The 21,783-nt window shown below is 60.3% G+C and carries 19 protein-coding genes and 2 pseudogenes; 1 reads left to right on the forward strand and 20 read right to left on the reverse strand.

What is annotated here, in order from left to right; genetic code table 11:
- Positions 1-2 precede the first annotated feature (2 nt).
- Positions 3-782: a site-specific integrase gene (locus tag O3W44_RS20660; RefSeq protein WP_269294631.1), complete on the forward strand. Its 780-nt coding sequence runs from the start codon at positions 3-5 to the stop codon at positions 780-782.
- Positions 783-1,016: 234 nt separating this feature from the next.
- Here O3W44_RS20660 and O3W44_RS20665 read toward each other — a convergent pair whose 3' ends face one another.
- The 20 genes and pseudogenes from O3W44_RS20665 to O3W44_RS20765 all read right to left on the reverse strand — a co-directional run bounded on the left by O3W44_RS20665 (position 1,017) and on the right by O3W44_RS20765 (position 21,714).
- Positions 1,017-1,373 (reverse strand): DUF6404 family protein, encoded by a 357-nt coding sequence (locus O3W44_RS20665; RefSeq protein ID WP_269294632.1) that lies wholly within the window; start codon positions 1,371-1,373, stop codon positions 1,017-1,019.
- A gap of 75 nt (positions 1,374-1,448) precedes the next feature.
- Positions 1,449-1,961 (reverse strand): hypothetical protein, encoded by a 513-nt coding sequence (locus O3W44_RS20670; protein ID WP_269294633.1) that lies wholly within the window; start codon positions 1,959-1,961, stop codon positions 1,449-1,451.
- Positions 1,962-1,966: 5 nt separating this feature from the next.
- The gene (locus O3W44_RS20675) at positions 1,967-5,593 is read right to left on the reverse strand and encodes an AAA family ATPase (protein WP_269294634.1); all 3,627 of its coding nucleotides are present in this window, start codon (positions 5,591-5,593) and stop codon (positions 1,967-1,969) included.
- Between the two features lie 19 nt (positions 5,594-5,612).
- Complete coding sequence (locus tag O3W44_RS20680) at positions 5,613-6,329, reverse strand: hypothetical protein (RefSeq protein WP_269294635.1); 717 nt, start codon at positions 6,327-6,329, stop codon at positions 5,613-5,615.
- The gene (gene mobF / locus O3W44_RS20685) at positions 6,251-7,093 is read right to left on the reverse strand and encodes a MobF family relaxase (protein WP_269294636.1); all 843 of its coding nucleotides are present in this window, start codon (positions 7,091-7,093) and stop codon (positions 6,251-6,253) included. The genes O3W44_RS20680 and mobF overlap by 79 nt, the downstream gene beginning before the upstream one ends.
- Before the next feature lie 8 nt (positions 7,094-7,101).
- Positions 7,102-9,270: a type IV conjugative transfer system coupling protein TraD gene (traD, locus tag O3W44_RS20690; RefSeq protein WP_269294637.1), complete on the reverse strand. Its 2,169-nt coding sequence runs from the start codon at positions 9,268-9,270 to the stop codon at positions 7,102-7,104.
- Between the two features lie 173 nt (positions 9,271-9,443).
- Positions 9,444-10,354, reverse strand: a pseudogene (locus O3W44_RS25090) (DUF6012 family protein).
- 68 nt (positions 10,355-10,422) lie between these two features.
- Positions 10,423-10,950: a hypothetical protein gene (locus O3W44_RS20705; RefSeq protein ID WP_269294639.1), complete on the reverse strand. Its 528-nt coding sequence runs from the start codon at positions 10,948-10,950 to the stop codon at positions 10,423-10,425.
- Between the two features lie 18 nt (positions 10,951-10,968).
- Entirely contained in the window at positions 10,969-13,809 is a 2,841-nt protein-coding gene (gene traG / locus O3W44_RS20710) for a conjugal transfer mating-pair stabilization protein TraG (protein WP_269294640.1), read from the reverse strand.
- Complete coding sequence (locus O3W44_RS20715; RefSeq protein WP_269294641.1) at positions 13,799-15,175, reverse strand: conjugal transfer protein TraH; 1,377 nt, start codon at positions 15,173-15,175, stop codon at positions 13,799-13,801. The genes traG and O3W44_RS20715 overlap by 11 nt, the downstream gene beginning before the upstream one ends.
- Complete coding sequence (trbB, locus tag O3W44_RS20720; protein WP_269294642.1) at positions 15,175-15,750, reverse strand: type-F conjugative transfer system pilin assembly thiol-disulfide isomerase TrbB; 576 nt, start codon at positions 15,748-15,750, stop codon at positions 15,175-15,177. Before trbB ends, O3W44_RS20715 begins: the two co-directional genes overlap by 1 nt.
- Positions 15,751-15,752: 2 nt before the next feature.
- The gene (traF, locus tag O3W44_RS20725) at positions 15,753-16,526 is read right to left on the reverse strand and encodes a type-F conjugative transfer system pilin assembly protein TraF (RefSeq protein ID WP_269294643.1); all 774 of its coding nucleotides are present in this window, start codon (positions 16,524-16,526) and stop codon (positions 15,753-15,755) included.
- 2 nt (positions 16,527-16,528) lie between these two features.
- A complete protein-coding gene (gene traN / locus O3W44_RS20730) occupies positions 16,529-17,008 on the reverse strand; it encodes a conjugal transfer protein TraN (protein WP_269294644.1) in 480 nt (159 codons plus the stop codon).
- Entirely contained in the window at positions 17,005-17,541 is a 537-nt protein-coding gene (gene traN / locus O3W44_RS20735; RefSeq protein WP_269294645.1) for a conjugal transfer protein TraN, read from the reverse strand. Before traN (O3W44_RS20735) ends, traN (O3W44_RS20730) begins: the two co-directional genes overlap by 4 nt.
- A 155-nt stretch (positions 17,542-17,696) precedes the next feature.
- Positions 17,697-18,371, reverse strand: coding sequence for a hypothetical protein (locus O3W44_RS20740; RefSeq protein WP_269294646.1), 675 nt, complete (start codon positions 18,369-18,371; stop codon positions 17,697-17,699).
- 53 nt (positions 18,372-18,424) lie between these two features.
- Positions 18,425-18,856: a type-F conjugative transfer system pilin assembly protein TrbC gene (trbC, locus tag O3W44_RS20745; protein ID WP_269294647.1), complete on the reverse strand. Its 432-nt coding sequence runs from the start codon at positions 18,854-18,856 to the stop codon at positions 18,425-18,427.
- A 10-nt stretch (positions 18,857-18,866) separates the two neighbouring features.
- The gene (traU, locus tag O3W44_RS20750) at positions 18,867-19,871 is read right to left on the reverse strand and encodes a conjugal transfer pilus assembly protein TraU (protein ID WP_269294796.1); all 1,005 of its coding nucleotides are present in this window, start codon (positions 19,869-19,871) and stop codon (positions 18,867-18,869) included.
- Positions 19,872-19,919: 48 nt separating this feature from the next.
- A pseudogene (locus O3W44_RS20755) lies at positions 19,920-20,663 on the reverse strand (DsbA family protein); the annotation flags it as partial.
- A gap of 11 nt (positions 20,664-20,674) precedes the next feature.
- Positions 20,675-21,325 (reverse strand): type-F conjugative transfer system protein TraW, encoded by a 651-nt coding sequence (traW, locus tag O3W44_RS20760; protein ID WP_269294648.1) that lies wholly within the window; start codon positions 21,323-21,325, stop codon positions 20,675-20,677.
- A 32-nt stretch (positions 21,326-21,357) separates the two neighbouring features.
- Entirely contained in the window at positions 21,358-21,714 is a 357-nt protein-coding gene (locus O3W44_RS20765; protein ID WP_269294649.1) for a TrbI F-type domain-containing protein, read from the reverse strand.
- Positions 21,715-21,783: the final 69 nt, after the last annotated feature.

Raw genomic sequence — 21,783 nt, forward strand, 5'->3', positions numbered from 1 at the left:
ACATGACCGGACTCGTTTCATACGGCTACGCCACGCCGCCTGCGCATCTACCTGTGGCCATCGATTATCCCGCGGCTCTGGCCCTGCGTCAGATGGCCGCCCTCGTTGACGACCTGCCAAAATACCTGCTGGCACCGGAGGTCAGCGCCCTGCTCCACTTCATGCCCGACCTGCGCCGCAAGATGCTGTTCACCACCCTATGGAACACCGGCGCGCGCATCAGCGAGGCGCTGGCGCTGACCAGAGGGGACTTTCTGCTGCGCCAGCAGTATCCGTTCGTGCAACTGGCCACGCTGAAGCAACGTGAGGAAAAGGCGGAGCGCCGTGCCGGACGCCTGCCTGCGGGGACCGTGACGCATCGCCTGGTGCCCCTTTCCGACGCTCAGTACGTGACGCAGCTGGAGATGATGATCGCCACCCTGCGGATTCCGCTCGAGCGGCGCAGCGAGAAGACAGGCCGGACGGAAAAGGTCCGGCTGTGGGAGGTAACCGATCGCACCGCCCGAACCTGGCTGAATGAGGCGGTTGAGGCGGCGGCGTCAGAGGGCGTAACGTTTTCAATCCCGGTGACGCTGCATACCTTCCGGCACAGTTACGCCATGCACATGTTATACGCAGGCATACCGCTCAAGGCGCTGCAGAGCCTGCTGGGACACAAGAGCGCCAAGTCTACCGAGATATACACGCGGGTGTTTGCGCTGGACGTGGCGGCCCGGCACCGGGTGCAGTTTCAGATGGAGGGAACTGATGCTGTGGCTATGCTCAAGAACAACAGCACCTGACTGTATGTGAGAAAAAACAGCAACTATTTAATGGTTTCGGGCATGCAGGATTTACTTTCACGTCTGGAGTTTATATACCTGATTAAGTACGCAGTAAGCATAAGAACTTCCCCTAATCCAAGCCATATTAAATGTCTCATTTGAGGGGCGGGAGCGTTTGGGATTTTCAATCCTGGACGCGACGGACCGGCCAACCGCAGGGCGGCAGGCCGTTTTAAGCTTGGTAAAGGAGAGTTAAAGCTGCTCCCAGTCCGGCAGACATTTGGCTTTTCGGCGCCTTCGTAAAATACTCGCCATGATGAGCCCAAATAACAGGCCGGCAGCCAGCGCTGTTATTACGCTGGCCAGCGGGCTGTACCCCCGTGATTGCCATGTGATAAACCACATCATCCATCCCCAGAACACGGCATAGTAACCACCCAGCAGGATCAGGTTGCTCCAAAAACTGGCAAAAAGTGCCGGCCGCTTCTTTATGCCCAGCCACCACAGTAGCCGATAGGTAGCAGGGATACGCTGGCTTCTGCGCAGGCCGGTTGCAGCCATCAGCGCATAGGCCTTTTTTCTTTTCCGCTTAAATTCTGCATCTTTCACTCAGTAAACCTCCCTTTAAACTGTATACCAGACCTTATAACCATACGCATAAGCACCGGAACGGCAACCCTTTATTCAATCAGCTTTTCCTGTGACAAGTACGTTCATCAGTCCTAGGTCTGAATACGCATAGCGCAGCAGCTGCAGGCCGGCGAAAAATACCGCCGTATTCAGAAAGGGCAGCAGCCACAGACTCATGTTATGCATGGCCATACCGGCCAGCGGCGGCATGATAAGCGCGCTCACGCCCGTGGCCACAAACACGGACGTAAGGTTGCGCCCCCGCCCAAAGCGTCCCTTTTCACGCGTGACCAGCTGCGGATGCAGCAGCAGGGTCACCGGCATCATGCCCGGGCGGGTCTTCATCTCCCGGATGCGCGCCGTTTCGGCTTCCGTCAGGCTATGCGCTGCAGAGAAATTCTCAATGAAGCCGCCCACCACGTTCAGCACGGTTTCACTGCAGCGGGGCTCACCGCCGCCCTTACTCCAGCGGCGAAGCAGCGTGCCTTCAGCCCGGAACTCGGGCAGCCAGGCCATCAGCATCATCAGGGAAACTGCCACGGTGGCCGCAATCAGCAGTAATGTCATAGGGCCTACTCCAGGGTCTTTTGAGGTTTATGGCCAAACTCAGGCTCAGGTTCGCTGCGCTCGTGGCGCATCACGTTCACTTCGTCGTTCATCATTGCCCGGTCCTCACGCTCCGGCGACAGGTCGTAGTCGCGGTAATCAAATGCCTCTTCCTGCAGCTCTTCCAGCGCCGCTGCCAGCGCGGCTTCGCGTTCGCGGTCTTTGTCCTCCGGTGCCTCCCTGCCGTCATCCTGTACTGCCGGCTCCGGCTCTTTCTCCTCCTGACCCAGCGCGGCCTTAACGGCTTTCTCCAGCGCGTCGGCTTCGCGGTGGTCCAGCTCTTCGCCTCCGGATGCAGCGGCGGTTGCCGCTGTCGCGGCGCGGCTGCTTTGCGTACGTTCACTGTGGTCAGCAGCGAGCACGACAGGGCTTTCCGGGTTGTCCTTCATCAGCTGCAGCGCCTCCGCGACATCCGCGGCTTCCAGCACCTTTCCGTGCTTTTCCCCGCGCTGCAGCACAATGCGGCTGCCGTCCGCTGCCCCTTCATAGTGGGCGGTCGAAAAGTCCACTTCCCCGCTGGAGGGCGACACCGGAACGTGCCAGTTCCCGCGCTGACGGCCGTGCTCGTTGATAACCGGCCAGAGCATTTCCGGCGTTTTCCCGGCCATAAAGCGCGCGTCCGCCGTGAGGTCCTGATCGACCCGGTCTGCCAGGCGCGTGCCGGATACCGGCAGGCTTTTGTCCCACGCCTGTATCTCCCGGTCAGCCCGCACGTCTTCCGCCCGCATCAGCACGTCATGCACTGTCTGGCGCCGTCCGCTTTTACTCTCCACCTTCGCCGCCCAGCCAGACAGGTTGTCGAAGTAGGTCTGAACGTGCTCCTTTGACCTCGAAAGCTCTACGTAGGTACTGTCCATCGCCGCCATCCGCCCTCTGGCACCCTCTTCGCCAAAGAGACCGATGAGGTACTTCACGGACGCGCCCTGCGAGCTGTAGGTGGTGACGGCGTAGCCGTAGTCCATGTGACGGTCGGCATAGTGCGCGGCGGGATCGAAAGACAGTTGCCGGTCGCAGGTATCGATGAGAATTTTTCCCTCCTCCGTAATGCCTGATACCACGGCCATGTCGCTGGCGCGCACGTTGCGGTCGCGGTCCGTCGCGGTCAGGCGGATTTTTTCGCCCGGGCTGATGTCCCGCGTGACCTCCTCAAACACCGCCACGTCCTCCTTGCGCATCTCGGCGGGTCTGATCCAGCGGTCCGGCGCGCCATCAAGACCCGTCATGCGTACCACACCGCTCTCCGTATCGGTTTCTCCGACCCGGTAATACTGCTCGCCCCGACGCACCACGTTGCCCTCCTGCGCCTCCCAGAACTTTTGCCGGCCCAGATCGGCATTGCTGTTGTTGACGCGTACCAGCAGCGGCACCGTGACGCTGTCACCCAGCGCGCCCTGCGCCTGCAGCCGGTTATGCACGGCGCTGTTGATGGCCTCGCGGTCGGCGTTGAGCTCCGCCACGATAAGCGTGTTCTCGCGCGCCTCCGGCGTCCGGCCGGCGTAGTCGTCGGCAATCATTCCGGTCAGGTCGGTTTTTTCGGCCTCCCCGCCTGCGGGCCCTGCCGCCTGTACCAGCTTGCTCCCGTCCATTGCGCTGCTCTCCGGAACGTATGCGCCCGGCTGGCGCGGCACGCTCTGCGGGCTGGTGTCCGCTGTGATGCGCACCGCCTCACGCACGTTGCCGGCAATAACCGCCTCCACGGCGGGCCTGAGCGCAGGGATCTGACGCACGATTTCCTTCATCACCGCGACGTCGGCGGCGCTGCGCTCAAGGGCCAGTGCAAACGGGGCGCCGGACTCCAGCGACTTCAGCTGGTCCTGGTCCCCGCTCAACACGGCACGTCCGCCGCCTTCGGCGATCACGTTCATCAGGGAGGCCAGCTGGGCGTTGCCGTTCATGGAGGATTCATCGATAACGAACACGGTGTTGCGGAAGTCGCGCGCCTGTCCGGCGGCCTGCCACTGGCTGCTTTCGCTCAGAAAGCTGGCAATGGTCTGCGCCGGGATACCCGCGTCAGACAGTTCGCTGACGGCGCGGTGAGTGGGCGCCAGCCCGCGAATGTCCGGGGCGTTGTCTGCGGCGGCGAGTGCGGCTGCCACGGTGCGGAACTGCGTGGTTTTCCCCACGCCGGCATAGCCCTGAATGGCGGTAAAGCGATCGCGGGTGGTCAGAATGAGGTTGCCCGCCTCTCGCTGGCCGTCCGTGAGCACAGCAGCACTCTCCCCGTTCAGGCCGCCGGACAGCAGAGGTTCCACGCTGTTTTTGCCTTCAGCGACGTGGCGCAGGATGGACACCTCGTTCTCAAAGTTCTCGCGCGAGATGTACTTCCCGGCCGCGCCCTGCTCCGCGCTGAGTGCAAAAATCTCCCCGCGCTGCACCAGCCGTGAGAGCTCCTCCTCTGCGCGCGCCGGCGTAATGCTGCGGTCTGCGCTTATCACCCCGGCCAGCGCCCGGACGCCCGTGAACGTCACGTCGGTGCCGGTGGCTTTCTCGATGGCCAGCCGCATCGCGCGCTCCGGCTGCGACATCTTCCGGGACTCCAGCTCGCGCAGGGCGTCCGTCAGCTCGCTTTGTCCGGCGAGTGATTTGATGCCCTGCGTCACGCTGACCACCGGGCGGTTTTCCTCCAGGCGGCGGCCGATGGTGGCCTCGTCCAGCGGGGTGAATGCAATCACGTACGAGCCGCTGCGGCGCAGCATGTTGACGGTCGCGTCGTTCACCTCCCTGCCCGCCAGCACCGCCACCACGCTTCCCTTCGTGCGGCGCGTGGCGCCAAAAGACTCGGCGTAGGCGTAGTCTGCGTAGAGCGGCGCGTTGCGGTCGAGCCTGATGCGATCGCCCTTTGCATTCTCCATCGTGATGGTGTCCTTAAAGAGCCAGCGCCCCGCCTTTACGCCGGTAACGGTCAGCCGCTCCCCGCTGACGGCGCGGCTGCCGAGATCGGCCGTGGCGCGCAGCTGCTCGCCTTCCCGCAGCTCCAGCTTCTTCTCCCGGTAAAGCCGGTAATGGCTGTCGATGCTGCTGATGCTCATGCCCTGCGTCTGCCCCTTTTCGTCTTTCAGGGTCAGCAGGTTATGCCGCTCGCTGACGCCGGCGATGGTAAACACCGTTTTCTGACCCTGACCCTCGTGATGCTCCAGCACCATGCCCGCACGGTACACGCTGCGGTCGTTTCGGCTGGTTGCATCCAGCCACACCGGCACCCGCACCGTGGCCTCGCCCAGCACCAGGCCGAGCTGCCCCTCGTCGGCAAGGATTTCCCGGGTCCGGGTCGTGAGCTGGTCGCGCGTGCGCGCATTGCCAGCCTGCAGCGACACCGCCCGCCTCTGCGCCTTTTCCTGCGCGTAGTAGCGTGCCGCCACGCTGAGCCGGTCCTCTACCGTGTCCTTCTGCACCATCGTCACGCGCACGTTTTCGGTTTTCGGTGAAGCGGTAAACTGCTTCACGCCCGCCGCGCTCAGCACTTCCGACGCAAAACCTGCCGTACGCCGTGCGTGGGTATCGGTCACCAGCGTGGCGCCGTCGTGCTGCGCCGCCGTCTTCAGCACGTCGTGCAGCCCGGATGTGTTGAATCGCTCGGCCTCCGCGACCAGCACCAGCGGGCGCGCCGGCAGCTCAGCCGCTTTTCATCTCCTCCGCCGTCATAAGATGTACGCCGGGCTTATCCCCGAAGCTCGCCAGCTGGCGCTTACGCGCGGCGCCGTCGGCGGCAACCACTATCAGCGGACGCTTATTCTCACTGGCCATTGCCATGATGCTGCGGTTCAGGTCGCTGATAAACTGCGTGCCGCCGCGCACGTCAATCAGCGACACGGCCCGGTCGGCGTCAGCCACCTGCACCAGCACGCCCCGTTCACCCGCCGGCGCCGTAAGCCCACCGCGCTTTTCCGCCAGCCCGGCGGCCAGCTGCGCCAGGCGCGCCTCGTCGCGGACGTGGGCGGCGGTGGTGAACAGCGTCTGATTTTTGTCTACGGCGATCAGCTGGCCGCGCCCGATGGCGTTATCAATGGCCTTGCGCGCCTGCCCGTAACTCCCTTCACTGACAGGCACGTGATTGAGCACGCTGGTCATCACGTCGTCGTAGGTCACACGCACGCTTTTCGAGGACAGCCGATCAATGGCTTCCCGCACCGCGCCGTCCAGCACAGATGGCGTGGCCACCTTTTTCTCTTCGCCGGCGCTTTCGATTTCACGCTGCTGGCGGCGCTCTGCCAGTTCTTCCCCGAACGTCTGCACGTCAAAGCCGGTATCTTTCAGGACCGTCTGCCAGTGCTCGTGCAGGGTCTCCGGGTCTTCAAAGTGCTTGGCCTGCCGGGAATCGAGCGCGGCCATGCTTTTCTGCTTTGCCGTGGCGTTGTCGCCGACCAGATCGAGAATGTCCTGCCGACGGGAGGAAAGGGCTTCACCGGCACGCCGGTGATGTCCCACTCCCCGCGAGGCCCGGAGTCCTCGGTCTGGTAGCCCGCGGGCTCGATGATGGAACGGAAATGACCGCGATAGAGCGCCCCGATGCTCACCTGCTCGTTCCAGACCACGTCGGTAAAGCCCTGTTTGCCGTTAATATCAGTGGAGAGGGTTTTCCAGCCGTTTTGCGAGAGCGTGGCGTTGGCCACAACCGCATGCGTGTGCATCGCCGGGTCCAGGTTGCGGCTGGTGTCGTGCATGAAGGTTGCGATCACAAGGTTGCCGGTCTTCTCCATCTCGGTGATGCCGTCGGTCATCGTGCGCGTGGTGGCGAGTTTCTCCACCTCGTCCAGCGTGCGGCGCACCGCCTCCTTGTGTGCGTCCACCAGGAAGGTGTCCCCGGTCACGAGGGCGAGCACCGAGGCACTCTTGGGCGCGGAGAAAGTCAGGTCATAACCCGGACGGTGTTTGTTGACCCCGCCCTCCATGCGGCGCATGTCGGCGCCGTCCGGCAGCTGGCCTTCCAGCACCGCCACGAAGGTGTCGCGGTTAACCGGGCCCTCAAGGCCCAGATTGTCCGCGCCGGTGCCGTACCACTCCGTGGACTGCTCGCCGAGAAAGTAATAGTTATCTTCGTTGGTGTAATAGGCGCCGGCCTTGCCGGCGTTTTTAACTGCGGAAACTGAAAGCATCGGTCACCTCAAAAACGATCGTCAGGGTCGAAGTCGCGGTGTTTAACAACGTCCACCGGCCGCAGGGATTTCTCTGCTGCGGGCTGGGCGGGAGGCGCCGGCGCGGCTGCTGCTGGCGCTGCCGGAGCTTCCGGAGCTGCGGGCGGCGGTAGCGCCGTTACGCGCCCGCCAGCTTCAGCAGCCGCTGCCTGCGCCGATGAGGAGGATGCCGTTTCCGCAGGTGCCGTAGCGTTTTCAGCGGGCGCCGCAGCGCTCTGCGAACCTGCAGCAGGCACGACATTACCGGCGTTCTGTTCCTCTGCATGAGCTGCCGCTTCAGTCGCGTCACCGAACAGCCGCCCGACAATCTGGCCGGCCTGGTTGTCGGCGGTTTCGCCCGCAAGCGTCGCCTCGATGTCCGGGTCAAAAACGTCTTCCACGTCGCGCGGGATGCGCCCTTCGGCGATTTCGCGGTAGGGCTTCCAGGGCAGCTTCATGCGCACCACCGGCCACTCGCCGGGCAGGGTGATGTAGCACTCCAGGTCGTTGAGGCTCTGGACGTCGGAATAGCTGACCAGGAACTCATTGACCTCGTCTTTGGAGAACTGCACGCCGTCACGGATGATGTCGATGCCGTAGCTGTACTGGTCTTTAAATTTCTTGTGTCGCTGTTCGCCGATTTCCTTCTGCACCCAGTCCGCTATCGATCCGCTGGGCGCGCGGTAAAAGACGCGGGTGTTCAGCAGGTCCCAGATGGATTTGGCCGCGTTGGTGCCGTAGGTTTCTTCCAGCTGTGGGAAGTTCTGCAGGCCGGCGACGGTGCAGCCACCAAACTTACGGCCCTCGGCGCAGAACTCCGGCAGAATGGGCAGCTTGTGCAGGGACGGCAGCTCGTCCAGAAAAATCCAGATGCGGCGGTTGCGGTCGGCCCTGAGCCCGAGGATGCCGGACATGGTCATGTAGAGCCACGCGCTCAGCAGCGGCTTCAGCGCGTTGTGGTTCTGGCCGTCGCTGGAGATGAAAATCCACGGGTTGTCGCCGCTCGCGTCTTCGGTGTGCAGCCAGTCGCGGATGTTGAACGGACGGCGGCCGTCCTGATCGAGCCCCTGCAGGTAGCGCAGCGAGCGAACGTAGGTGGTCAGAATGGTGCGGATGGTCATCGCCGTTTTCTCGATACTGCCGTCCACCAGGTTCGCCGCGTCCGTGCCCTCCAGAAACGCGCGCAGGTCCGCCAGGCTGATGGACATCAGCTTTTTCAGCAGCTCACCAATGCTGCGGTCCTTTTCGCGGGCCATGCGCCGCGCGGTGGCTACAAACAGCGATCGCGCCGACAGCACCCAGAACGGATCGCTGTTGCCGCTGCTGTCAGGAAGCAGCGAGGTCGCAAAGTTTTCAAAGTCTCCTACCGTTTTGCACTCTTCCCACAGGTCCCACGGGGCACAGCGCGCGTCGAAGGGGTTGAGGATGAGGTCTTTATCCTGACGGTAAAAAGTCGGGATAAAATTATTGCCTTTGTCATACACGATGACGCGATCGCCGCGCTCGCGCAGCTGGCGTAACAGGTCGTTCAGCGCGGTACTCTTGCCCGACCCGACGGTGCCGTGGAGGCCGAAGTTCTGCATCTCCGAGTCTTTCAGGATGTGCAGGCTGCAGATACTGAGCGGGGACATCACGCCGGCCTTCTTGAGCAGGCGGTTCACAACAGAAGGGCTCGTCGCCAGAATGCGGCCGCCGGTGAGTTCGCTCTCGCGCTGCTTCGCGCCTTTGCTGCCGAGAAACCAGGTAATGGCCATAATGGCGGCGACAAAGCTGAAGGCTGAAATGCCCCAGCCGTAAAACGCGGTGTCCTTAACGTGCTGGCCCATCAGCACGAAGTACGGGTCATTCATCACCTGCAGCGCAGTATGCTTAAACGCCACCACTTCACCGTTAGGTCGTTCGAAGTGAAAGGTCCAGCCAGCCTGTGAGGGCTTACCGGAAAGCTTCGCCAGCGGCATAATCAGCCACTTGATCAGCCAGTAGGCGCTGCCGTGAATAAACTCCTGCAGCGTGAGGCGCAGCAGCATCCAGCTGAAAAATACCAGTGCAGAAAACAGCACGACCCAGTAGGAGGCGATATTCATGATCTGCACAAACATGCCGATCATGTATTTCATCACCTGACCGCCCTGGGTAAAGTCGCGGGCGTTGAGGCTCATGGAAAGTCCTTTATGTGGAAACAGAGACAGCCGCGCAGGGCTGCGGGCAGGCGAAAGCCAGACAGAAAGCTGCGCGGGGTTTACTTACGGTGCGAACGTGCCCGGATGGGCTGACGGGATGTTCCGCCTCCTCCGCCAGACGCAGGGCGCGTCAGGCTGTGCGGCGGGCGGTCTCAGCTCACTGAAACGCGAAACAGGGGCTGATTAATCTGGTATTCGACAAACTGTTTTTCAGCATCGCTCAGCGCATGAAAGTGCGTGGAGAAGCGGCGGATGCTGTTCATCAGGTTGGTGGTATTGGTAAAAAATACCGGACAGACCGCGCGAACCTCCTGCAACACGGGCTGGATTATCGCGGTGAACGCATCGCGCTTTCCCTCTTCCATCAGGTCGCTTTCGATAAGCTCCTCATGCTCCGTCACCGGGCAGACGGTCACGCCCGGATAGGCATAAAGCACGCGCAGCGTGTCCGCATATTCCCGCACCTTGCAGTCAAACGCGTCTTCCAGCGCCGGCAGCCGGTCATTGCTGCGAGTAGGCGTCAGCAGGCGTTCGGGCTCCACGGTGGCGGCGGTGAAGTATTCCGTCTGCTGACGGATAATCCCGGCCGCGTCCGCAAGTCGCCAGATTGCCGGCTCGCGCTCGGACGGCCTGTCGCCGGCGCAGACGCTAAGGCGCGGCTGACACGAGGCAGGGATCCAGTTTTTAGTCAGGTCCGGTGCTTTATCCCGGAAGGGGTGTTGAAAATGCTGCTCCAGAGGTGGATAACATCAGTAGCAGCATCGTCGGCACCCACGATGTGCATGTGTACACGGTGCGTGGAGACTTCACCCTGTACGGCCCAGCGCGTTATGACGGTAATGTCCGTTACGTTTCTATCGGTATTCAGCAAAATACCGTACACGGTTTTGCGTCCTTTTTTACGGCAGACGTAATGCAGCCGTTTATTGGGCGCAGGAAAACGGACGGTTATATCTCTTTCGTTTTGCAGATGCAGGCCTAACTCAGGAATTTCAACATCAATTAAGTTAACAGAGACATCGGAGTAATTAAGAAAAAAGGAGGGTGTTAAATGAATAAGCATATAATCCTCAAGATTTGGATTATTTATGGGAGTGCCGGGCAAAGGCCCGACACAATCACGTTTGTTAATTAACTGTTCATTTTATGCTTGACAGCTGATGCTGCACCAAAAACAGCAGACATTTGATAACGAGAAATATCTAGGTTAAAAAAAATTGCCAGAAGTATAGTTGCAAGCAAGGTTATCGCAGCAAGAGCAATCACATTGAAGATTGTAAGAAGCGATAACATTCCGGCAACTATAATCACGACATTCCATGCGAGGTAATAACTCTTGGCCTTTGACCTGTATAACTTTAAAATTTTGTATTTCTGAAATGCATCCTTAGGAAGCATAGAGAAGAGCATGCTATATCCATAAAGAAAGAACGAAATAAAAAACCAAAAAAACACGGACATAATACCTAACCCCAACCATAGATTCCTATCAAATACCTCTCCAAAAGGACATAGCAAGTAAAACAAAAAATATAAAGATACAGGCAATAACCTTCTTTTAAAGCCAGAAAAAACACTTGGGACAATTTCATTGGAGCTGCTAATCAGCAATGAAATATCCTTAACCTCTTGCTGAACCTCACTAAAGGTAACCCTCATATCAACACCTCACCATAATTATTTTTTCAAGTCGTCACGATGGAGCTTATCGCTAAGATTTTTACTTAAAAAATTCTCCTGCGATGCATCAGCCAAATGTTTTTTCTCCGTGTAATTATTATTCGCCTGTTGATAATCGGCGCTCCTGTTAGCACTACCTTCTTTGACAGCAGTTCGGCCATCAGATATTTCAGCCTGTGCTTCATTTGCCTTAGTGTTCACTAAGGCTTGCTGGGCTTCAACCTGTCCGTTTACATCAGTACGGATATTATTTCTTGCCACACCCGCTTCGATGCTCTGGTTTGCGCTGTTATAGGCGCCGCCGAACTGTGCACCTGCTGTATTTGCCGGTGCGCCCATGCCTTCACCTGTACTTCCTGAATTACGCGCATAGTCTCCGTCAATGCGGCCCTGCAGCTTCTCTGCGAAGAACTCCTGAACCAGACCGTCACGCTGTTTCTGAACGCCTTCATCGGACGTATTGGTAAGGATGGTTTCGGCATTCCCCGGCGATCGCCTCTGTGCCCACTCCACAAACTGCTGGGTGTAGTTGTCACGCGCGCCTGCGCTGAGCGTTTCCGTTTCAGAGGCCATCTTCTGCATCTCATGCGTGTGCGCCTGACTGGCCGTATACTGTGCATATTTACTATCTGAGGTCGTGATGCCGGAAGAGATCTGGTTCATCAGGCCGGACGCGTTGTTATCAACATGCTGGCCATTGTAGGTCGTGCTGTAGTTACGCAGCACGTCCATGCCCTGACTGAAGTCCTGCGATTCACGTGCGGAAAGCGTCTGAGAATTGTCACTTCCGCTTTGTCCTCCCTGAGATGTCTGCGAGGTAGAACCCGTTCTTGCACTAAGCTCAGTGCCTGCATGCACGTCTCCTTTAACTGAGGCGCCGGTGATCCACTCTGCCGGTTTAGTCAGAATACTTTTGCTACTGTCAATTCCCGCCTGAACGCGAGCTCCGGTGTTAACAGAAGCATTACGTGCCTTATCTTCTAACTCCGAATACGCCTCGTTAAGACCAATATGATTACGGGTTGCGTAGTCCTGCGCCACGTTCTGCATTTTGTTTACGCGCTCTGCGTCGGTGATGCTCATGCCAGTTGAAGCGGACAGGGTTTTCGAATCGCTGTTGCCGAACTGCTCATGGAACTGTTTGAGCTGCGAGCCGGTTTCCTGCACCGAGTGGTTGTAGCCCTGCGCCGCCATTTCGGTCTGCGCCATGCTGTCGCGCACCGAGCGCTGCGCGGCACTCGCCAGATTGCGGTCAAGGTGCAGATCCACCGGCAGGCGGCTGGTTGCGCCGGAGGCGTCATACACCGTCTGCCCGTCCTGCGTTATGGTGCGCATGGCACTGTTGCCCAGCTGCATGGAAGTATTGCCCTCACGATAAGCGCGGTTCAGGTCCGTTTTGTGCCCGTTGATGTTGTCCAGCTGCACGTTACCCACGCTCATGTTGCCTGACGCCACCGCGCCGGAGTCCGCTGCAGACGCGCTGCTGAGCGCGCTGCCGAGGCTGGAGCTGAGGCTCGCAAAGCCCTGACCGAGCCCGGTGAACAGACGAAACGCCAGGAACGGGATGGAAAGCATCAGCCAGCCGGCGATGCCCGCCGTGGTGGTGCTGGTTTCCATCAGGCGGTTCATGTTGGAGAGCGTCGGGCCCGTCGCGTGAAAGCTGTTCTGCGTGCTGTAGTTCACCGCGAAGTTGAAGATGGCGAACATCACCGGCCACAGCATCAGGCTGCCCATAAAGTTCAGGTAACTTTTGATAACGGCCCAGGCAATTTCCCGCACGTACAGCGCCAGCACCATTACCGGGAAGATGCAGATGCAGAACAGCAGCAGCACCGTGTGCAGCTGCGGCAGCACCTCCGTCGCGATGGTGTAGCTGACCGCGTGCGACAGGCGCAGCTTCATCAGCGACTGCTCAGACGCGATGTCTACCATTGAGGCGGTGTCGTTCATGCCCTTCACGTAGCTGTTCAGCCCGCGACGCAGGCCTGCGACAGCGATGTTCTGCATCATAATGCTCTGCGCCGATTTGCTGCTGCCGAGGAAGTATTCATACGATCCCGCAAGCTGTTCGGCGTAAACCGTCTGCGGCGCGTTGTTGCCCGGCAGCATGCGGACCGCGTGGGCCATAAACGTACTGCCGGTATTGTTGCTCTCCGCCGACAGCAGGTTTTTCAGGCGCGGCGCGGCGTCCCGGCAGACCATAAACATCGTGCCCGTAGCGTCCCGCCAGTAGATGGCGCGCAGCGGGCTCGGGTTGCTGAAAATCTGCGCCTGCACGTCCTTAGACTCCATCACGTCCTGCATGCTGTACTTGTGGTTCAGCATGATGTCCGGCACCACGCAGTTCTTCGCGTATTCCCCCATGTTGTAGGCCAGCACCGGGTTGCGGCTGTCGATGGTGAAGCTGTCCTGCAGCAGCTTGCTCGCGAACAGCATCCCGGTTTTGGTGTAGGACCGCTCGTCCGGGAAGTGAAAGATGTCTTCGTAGGTAGTCGTGAGCGTGTAGCCCACGCCGGTAGCCAGGTACAGAGGCATCGCCAGCCCCACCGGCACGTTATCCACGCGCCCGATCGTGTCCGGAGCGGTCAGGTCGTTGACCACCACCGTCACCTTCGGCGTCAGCAGCAGGGCAGTGACCAGCACGAACGTCAGCCCCCACCCGAACATCGCCGTCATATTGTGTGTGCGCAGGTAGGTCATCACGCAGAAAGCGATGCCCAGCATCTCCGCCACCCAGATTGTGCTTTTCCAGCCGCCGTTTTCCATCACGGTCGCAACCGCGTTAAGACCCATCGTGATCATGCCGCCGGAGCTGACTACCCAGATATCAAGCGCCATGCTTACCCCCGAACTGATAGTTAGACAGCACGCTGTCGGACACGGATGAAGAGAGCTGCTGGCGCGTTTCGGACAGGCTGCGGTCATACTCCGCCAGCCCGTTCTGCTGCACCTGGATGCGCGCGACGCGCTGGCTCAGTTCGTTGCGCACCTGACGCAGGTTCTCGCGAAAGTGCTTGTTCTCTTCCTCGGTATCGAGCGTGCCCGCCGCCCCGCTCGCGGCCACGTCAATCAGGCCGTTGATGTAGGACATCACCATGTCAGCCGCGATGTACTCCGCCAGACTGCTGACCACGCTTTGATCCATGCCCACCGACGCGGAGTCGATGGTGTAGCGCAGGATGCGCACGCGGGTGCTGCTGATAAGCGCCTTTTCGTTGTCGTTAAGCGCCGTATCGGTACGGCTTTTGTCGAAGATGTCGTTGAGCATGTCGCGCACCCGGCCGGTCATGCCCTCGTCTTCCGACAGGGTCAGCTCCGCGATAGTCGGCGACAGGCAGGTATTGTTGTCGTTGCAGCGGTAGATTTTCTCGGTCCCGCCGTTCAGGAGCGTGTTAAACATCGACTCGCTGCCCCCGCGCGGCTGCAGGAACGTCGGGTTGCCGTTCGCGTCATAAATCACCGTGCCGACCATCGACATGATGAATTCCTTCAGCGCGCGATCGTTGCTGAAAAACTGGTTGAGCTTCGTGAACGTGTCCCAGGTCAGGTTGCGGTTGCGCGGGATGCGCTTTTTCTCTTCGTCAGTCGCCTTGTCGAACACGCTGTTCGTCTCCCCGCCCACGCCGCAGCCCTGCCGGGACGCCGCCCAGTCAGAAAACACGTCGTGTTTGGTGCCGAGGTCCTGACAGATTTGCGAGCTGGCCGCCTGGGTTTTTGGCCACAGGCCGCCGACGATCGACTGCGCGGCCTGACAGGTGGAGATGTTCATGTTATTGGTGTCTGCCGCGAGCTTCTGCAGGTAGTCCTTCACTGCTTTACACTGCGGGCAGATGGTTTCGAGCCCCAGGTCAAAGGCGTAGCCGGCGGCGTTGCTCAGGATCTGCTTGCCCATGATTTTGATGCTGTCGCTGTTGATGAAGCTGAACGAGCCGAGATAGGCGTCGATGCCGCCGCAGCCCGACTTGATGTCCGGGAGCGTCACCGAAATCAACTGGATGTTGCGCACCGGCGTGCGGATAAACAGGTTGCCGCCGGTCAGATAGCCCGCCGACTGCCCCTGCCAGGCGGCCGCCTGCGTGTAATTCCCGCCACCGCCTCCCATGTCGTTAAAGAACTTGTTAATGTCGTTCTGCACGTCCGCGCTCGCGGCAGCGGAAAACAACAGACCAGTCGCGACACCGGCACTTAACGCAAATTTATTCATCACAGCACCCCCAGACGCACGGCCAGTGCAAACAATTCATCCAGGCGCTGCTTCAGCGCCTCCTCACTCATTTCCCCCTGCGACAGCGGGATGGTCACCAGCGACTGCGTGTTAATAATGAAGTCGGTGGGAGTCGCCTGCGGCAGCTCTGCGAAGAAGTCCTTCAGAATGCCGTCGTTCACCGGCATGACTTTCGGAAACACCGCGTCGCCCTTGCCGTCAAAGCTGTAGACAAACACCCCGATGCCGGTCTGCTCTGAAACCGACTTCAGGGTCGGATTGAAGCGGTGACAGTACGGGCAGTCGGAGCGGACAAAGTGCACGATCTGCCAGTGGCCCACGTCCACGCGGCGCCCGTCGCTCAGGTGATACCAGACCGGCTTTGCCATCGACGTCTGCGGCCGCGCAGCGGGCGTATCTGAGGCCGGGCCGCTTTTCTCTGGCTGGCGATCCGGCTGTGCGGACGCGTCCGCGCCCTCTTTCGCCTGCTCCAGGCGGGCAATGTCGTCAATCGTGCTGGCCGTGGCCAGCACCGGCATGAGCATCAGCAGTACGGCAAAGAGTCTTGAAATCATGATTAATCCTCGGGCTGGAAGTCGGTAACGATGTTGAGCATGCGGCGCGCCAGGTCGTCCTGGGTGATAAAGCCGTAGGCCAGCGGCTGGTATTTCTTCGTGCGCGGCTCGACCAGATAGATGGCCGGGAAGTGTTCAATCTTCATCTTCTCCGCCTGCCCGCCGTTTTGTCGGGTGTCCGGCAGGTCCGGGCTGGCACGTCCGTCCACGGTCACGGGAATTACGGTCAGGCCGTACTGCTCGCTGAACTCCTTCACCACGCCGCCGAGCCGGTTATCCAGCGGCTCGTTACCGCGATAAAAGAAGAAAACGCCGTAGCGCTGGTTGACGTACCGGATAGCCGCCTGCTGCTTCTGGCGCTGCTCGGTGTACTGGATGTTGGCGGTGCCGTTGTAGAACGGGTGCTTCAGGCTGTAGTCCAGCTCGGGGTTGTCCAGCAGCACCTTCTCCCAGCGCGAGGCGAACATGCTGGCCTGATTGACCATCCAGTCCTGCACGATTTTGTAGCGCCGGATGTTTTCGGTAGAGGGGTGCAGCATCGCCTCGTTCATCAGGTTGTCGCGAAACGCCTGCAGGCGCTTCATCTTCTGCGTGGGCGTCTCCTGCGGCGCGGCGGGTGGCGGCGCCGGCTGTTCTTCCTCGTCCTTTTTTACCGGCTCGTTGTACCAGTACCAGCCCACCGCCGGATCGTAGTTGTAGCCGTCGGGCCTTTTTTCCTCTGCCGCGTGCAGCGGCGATACCGCCAGCAGCAGCGCGAGGCTGATGAGTTTTCTCACGCTTATTCTCCTGATTTGAGGCTGTTCTGGATGTCGGAGGTGATGCGCTGGTTCAGCGCGTCCTGGTCGGGCAGCTTGATGTTGCTGTTCAGGTCGTCATAGAAATCGCTGAAGTCGATGAGATCGAACTTAATGCCCTGCAGCTCGGCGACCTTTATTCCCCTGCAGTCCGGGCTTTCACCCGAGCCGAAGCTGATACCCAGCTGGTCGCGGCGACCCTGCTCCTGCACGATGCGGGCAAGCTTGCTGTCGAACACGCAGTAGCCCTCTTTCTTCTGCAGGCAGATCCCGAGCACCTTTTTCGAGCAGTACGAACCGACCTTCACGACCAGCTTTTTCTCTTTGCCGGTGCCGATCTCTTTTTCCTCGGTGTTGCAGTGCGCCAGCCCCACGCTCTGCCCCCAGCCCCCGCTTTTGCAGCAGTTGCTGAAGCCCGCTGCGCTCTGGCGGCAGGCCATCGCCTTGCCCGTAAACGCCGTCACCGAGTTTGGGTCCATGCCCGCGAAGTCTTTGCCCGCGGCCGCGGCGCTGCCAGCTGGGACACAGCCATTTCAAAGTTCTGGTTCTGGCCCGCCTGCATCGCCGAGCAACTGCCGTCCGAGCAGTAAAACTCCGAGCCGCAGACGTAGCCGGTGCTTTTCACGGTGTGCGCGCACTGATACGTCAGCTGGCTGTAAACGCAGAGGTTGCCGATTTTCTGGGTGCAGGTGCGTGTGCCTTCGCTGCAGTTCGGATCATCGATATATGCCTGACAGGTGTTAGTGTCATCTTCGAACACGTTCCACTGGGTGGTGTAGCCCCAGCAGTCGCTGTAGACGCTGTAGGCCTGCCCGCCCACGGTTACCGACCTGGTGCCGCCCGGGTCGCTGCAGACCTCGCTCATCTTCACCGCGTCGCCCATGTCGGCCGGGCAGCTGTTGGTCCATTCGATGCCCGCCGTGACCGTGTCGCGCACCGCCTGCATGGGCAGAGTGATGCGGGCAACGTAATTACCGCTGGCAATGGCCTTTACCACGCCGTCGGCCGCCTGGTCATAATGACCATCGGTGTTGTAGCGAAGCAGCAGGGTAATGATCTGCCCCTGAGTGACCGTCTGTGACGGGATACTGAAGATGCCCGAGTAGTTATATTTCGTTTTGATGGTCTGCCCGAACGCCTGAATGGAGTAGTTCAGACGGTCTCCGTGGTAGCCCGGTGCTTTTGGGTAAAGGAACTCCCGGTGCCGCTGCTGATGGTACCGTCCTGCGGCACCACAAAGTCGTACTGTATCCAGTAGTCCGCAATGCGCTTCGCAGTGACGTCCCCGGCGTTCAGCACCAGCTGCGTGTTATAGGTCTCATAAGAGCCGGTGGTCACGATGGTTGCCTTACGCGTACACGACTGCGTCAGGGTGGTCGCCATCTCGCAGCTGTGCGTGGTCCAGGTGGTTTTGTTGAGCTCCTGCGCCACGCATTGACTGCCGTTTACACCGGTAACAGCATTGGCGTTTTCCCGGATTTCGTCGCTGTACTTCATCATGTCGGAGTCGTAGCTGAGCTTATCCGCCGGGTTATTCACGTAGGATTCGCGCGCGGTCTGCCCGAGGTCGGACTCGCTCAGCTCCGCCTGCCCTTTCACGTCAATATTCGATGACGTCTGGGTCGGGCCGCTGTAGTAGCCGCGCTGCGGCGCGTCTGAGCTGTAGTTGTCGAAGTAGCCGTTCGGATCGGCGCTGGTCGTGCCGTCAGCAGATTTGCCGGCGTTAATGCCTTCCTGGTTGGAAGCGTCCATCGACGCCGCCAGGACGCTGGCTGACAGGCAGGTCAGCAGCAGCCCCTGCAGCAGAGAGCAAGTGGCTTTTTTCATGAGAGTTTCCGGAAAGGGTTAAGAAAGCCCGCCGCAGCGGACAGCGGGGTCGGTCAGGACTTTTTGCGGCAGTTGCCGCGCGTCTCGATCATGCTCAGCGCCTGATTCAGCGCCACGTTGCCGTACACGATGTCGAAGCGGTCACCGCACTTCTTCACCAGTGCCGGCACCTGCTTAACGCCGTAGCGGCCAAAGCGCACCGGGTCTATCTGCACGCCGCGCACGCGGTAAGTAGTGATCAGGTTCAGCATGTACTTCGCGGTCTGATCCATGTTGTCGTTGATGAGCCCCCGGAAGTAGACGGGGATGTTTTTTGCCTCCGCCGCCTTCATCAGGAGAGCCAGCTCCTTGTCGGGCAGCGAGGACGACAGGAAATACGCCGTTTCGTTTTCCGTGCCGGTGACCTGCGTACCGTCCTGTGCCTGCGCCGACAGGCTCACGGTCAGACAGGCGCCGGTCAGCAGCGCCGCGTTCAGAGGTTTCATGTTTCCTCGCTTACATCACGCAGTTGCGTTTTTTCCAGATGAGATAGCCGTAGTTCTTTTTACTGGTCGGCATCTCCTTGCCGGTCTGCCAGAGCATCACGTTGCGCCCCAGCGGGTGACACGACGCCACGTCCGGGATAGTGTTCACCATCTGATAGCGGTAGCGGCTTTTCGGCAGGATCGCGGACGGATACTCGTAGCAGACCGCCACGTCATACGGCACGGTGTCGAGGATGAGTCCCTCGCGGTGCAGCTTGAAGTCCATGCGCTCCGAGAGCAGCACCGAGCTGTTAAGCCCGCTCGACTCATTCACAATGTTGCCCGTGAACGGGTACATCGAGCCGTGCGAGCCCGCGCACCAGAACAGCGCATCAATCGGCTTACTCACGCCCGCCGCCACCGCGTCAGCTGCGCACGCCATCTGCGCAATCGGGTTCGCAAACAGCATCACTTCCGGGTTCAGGAACAGCGCCAGGTTGTCGTTCTGCCAGGTCGGGTCCAGCTCGGACAGGTAGCCAATGTCGTACTCGCCGCCCTGCAGGCACATTTCCGAGGTGATAATGCTGAGCCACGAGATCAGCGGGTACTTGTACCAGTGAACGTGATAGAAGGTGCCGGGGTGCTCGTTCGCCGTTTTCGTGCCCACCCCGGTGCCGGTGTTCGGGATGTTGATGTTGAAGCCGCCCATGTTCACCATGCAGCCCGGCGAGCGGGTCACGTCCGTCATTGCAAACGGCTCCCAGTACCCCACCGCCACGCCCATACGCTCAAAAATCGGCGGCGGGACCGGACAGAACTGAATGGGCGAGGCCGGGTTATCGGTATCGGGAAGCGAGCCCGCGGACACCTGCACACTGCCCACACTCATCGGAAAAATGCACTCCCAGCAGACGTCGGTGATGGGGTTGACCCAGCGCCCTTCGCAGGTCAGGGACGTATTGCCACTGCTGTCAGCGGCATTTGCCTGCGGGCAGAACCACACCGCGAGCGCCAGAAAAGCCGTGCGCCAGCCCATATCAGCCCCCTTCTGCACGCCGCCGCGCGCTTTTGCCACTGCCGCCTGCAGCGCCTCCAGGCTGGTTGCGCCCGGTATCACGCTGACGTTGTCCGTGTTGGCACCGTTCACAGGCATAATGAAGAATGCGGGCGTGCCCTGAATGCCGAGCTGCTTCGCAAGCTGATTGTTAGCCTCAAGCTTCGCACCCGTCGCCTCAACGTCCTCACGCGGCGTGGCGGTCACACCCGCCTTCACCGCGGCCTGGCGGATATCCGCATCGAGCAGTTTTCCTTCGTTATGTCCGGTGGCATAAAGCGCGGCGTGGTAGCGGTGGTACGCGTCGGGCCCGCCGTCTTTGTAAATCGCCAGGCCCGCTTTAGCCGCCTGAATGGATGCAGGCCAGCGGCTGCCGAAAATTGGCCACTCCTTATAGATGAAGCGCACGTTCGGGTTCTGGCTGATGAACTGCTCCACGGCCGGGGCCACCTTCGCGCAGTAAATGCACTGATAGTCAAAGAACTGAATAACCGCGACGTCACCTTTCGGGTGCAGCACCGGCGAGGACGGGTCATTCAGCAGCGCGTCCTGGTTCTTCAGAGCGGCAGCGGCGGCCGACCCCAGCTGTTTGCTCTGCGCCTGCGCCTGCAGCTTCTGGCTCATCTCAATCAGGATTTCCGGGTGCGCACGCAGGTAGTCTGCCGCCACCTGCCCGATTTGTGCTTTCTGCGCGTCGCTGAAGGTTTCACCGGCTGCAAAAGCGTGGCCTGACAGGCCGAGCGTCAGGGCGGTGGCAAGGATTAACTTTTTCATGTCTGGCTCCGTTAGCGGTCGGGAAGACCGAATTCAGTAATAAGGAAGAGTTTCTGACCGGGCGCCTGCTTTACCTCTGCAGGAACCTGAGTGATGCCGAACTTTTTCGTGATGCTGCCGGTCTGGTCGAAGTAGACCCGACTGCCGAGGGCCTCTGCGCTGTCGCGCACGTTGCCGTTGACGAGAATGACGCGAGACGTCGTGGTGTGCGGCACCTGCTGCTTCATCCAGGCAATCTGCCGGTCGTCATCGGCGTCAATGAAATAAAGGGTTTCGTCAAACACCGGAATGACGTCGAAGGGGTTCACCTTCTGCCCCTTGTGCGCGAACACCACGCCGTTCTGGTCGGCGATGTCGCGCTGCACCGTGAATGACGGGTCAAACAGGCGGCGGTGCGTCTCGCGGCCGGTGGTCAGGCCCTCCACTGGCGGCGGGCGCATCGCCTCGTCTTCGGCCTTCTTCTGCATCTCCTGCTGTATCTGTTCCTGCGTCTTGCCGGCGAAGTGCTGTTCAAGGTTCTTCTTCAGCACGGTAATCAGGTCGTGCTCCCGGATGTCCCAGGTATCGCCAAAGGTGCCGAGTTCAGCCGCGCCCGCCTGCAGGCTGAGCGTGGCGAAAAGTGCGCCGGCGGCTAAGCGCGCCAGCGAAGTTGCATGTGTCATCGGGAAGCTCCCGTTGGGGTGATCGGACAGGGTTACTGCGGCGGGTTACCGGCCTTCATCAGCTCAGCGAGGCGCGCCTGAATCTCCGGCGTGGCGTCCGGCAGGCCGGTGACCACGGCGGGGCTCACCAGAATGGCCGCACCGTGTTCGCTGGCATATTCCGCCGTAGCGGTGGTGACGCTGCGGTCAAAGCGGGTCAGCAGCGCCTTACGCTGATCGTCGTTCAGGTCCAGCTTCGCGGTCTGGCGGATAAGCGCGTTGGTCGTGCCCTTCATGTCGAAGGTGACAAGCGCTGGCGGCTTCAGCCAGAGGAACCACACGGCTGCGCAGGCGCCCACGCTGAGCAACATGGATGCTGCGACACAGGCCGCGCCTTGTTTTAAGTCCATTTCAGACTCCTTTGCAGGGAAATGATGGGAATGGGTTCTTCGCCCGGTTAGTACAGGTGGAACACCAGG

Source organism: Pantoea sp. LMR881, assembly GCF_027157825.1.
Taxonomy (GTDB): Bacteria; Pseudomonadota; Gammaproteobacteria; order Enterobacterales; family Enterobacteriaceae; genus Pantoea; species Pantoea haifensis.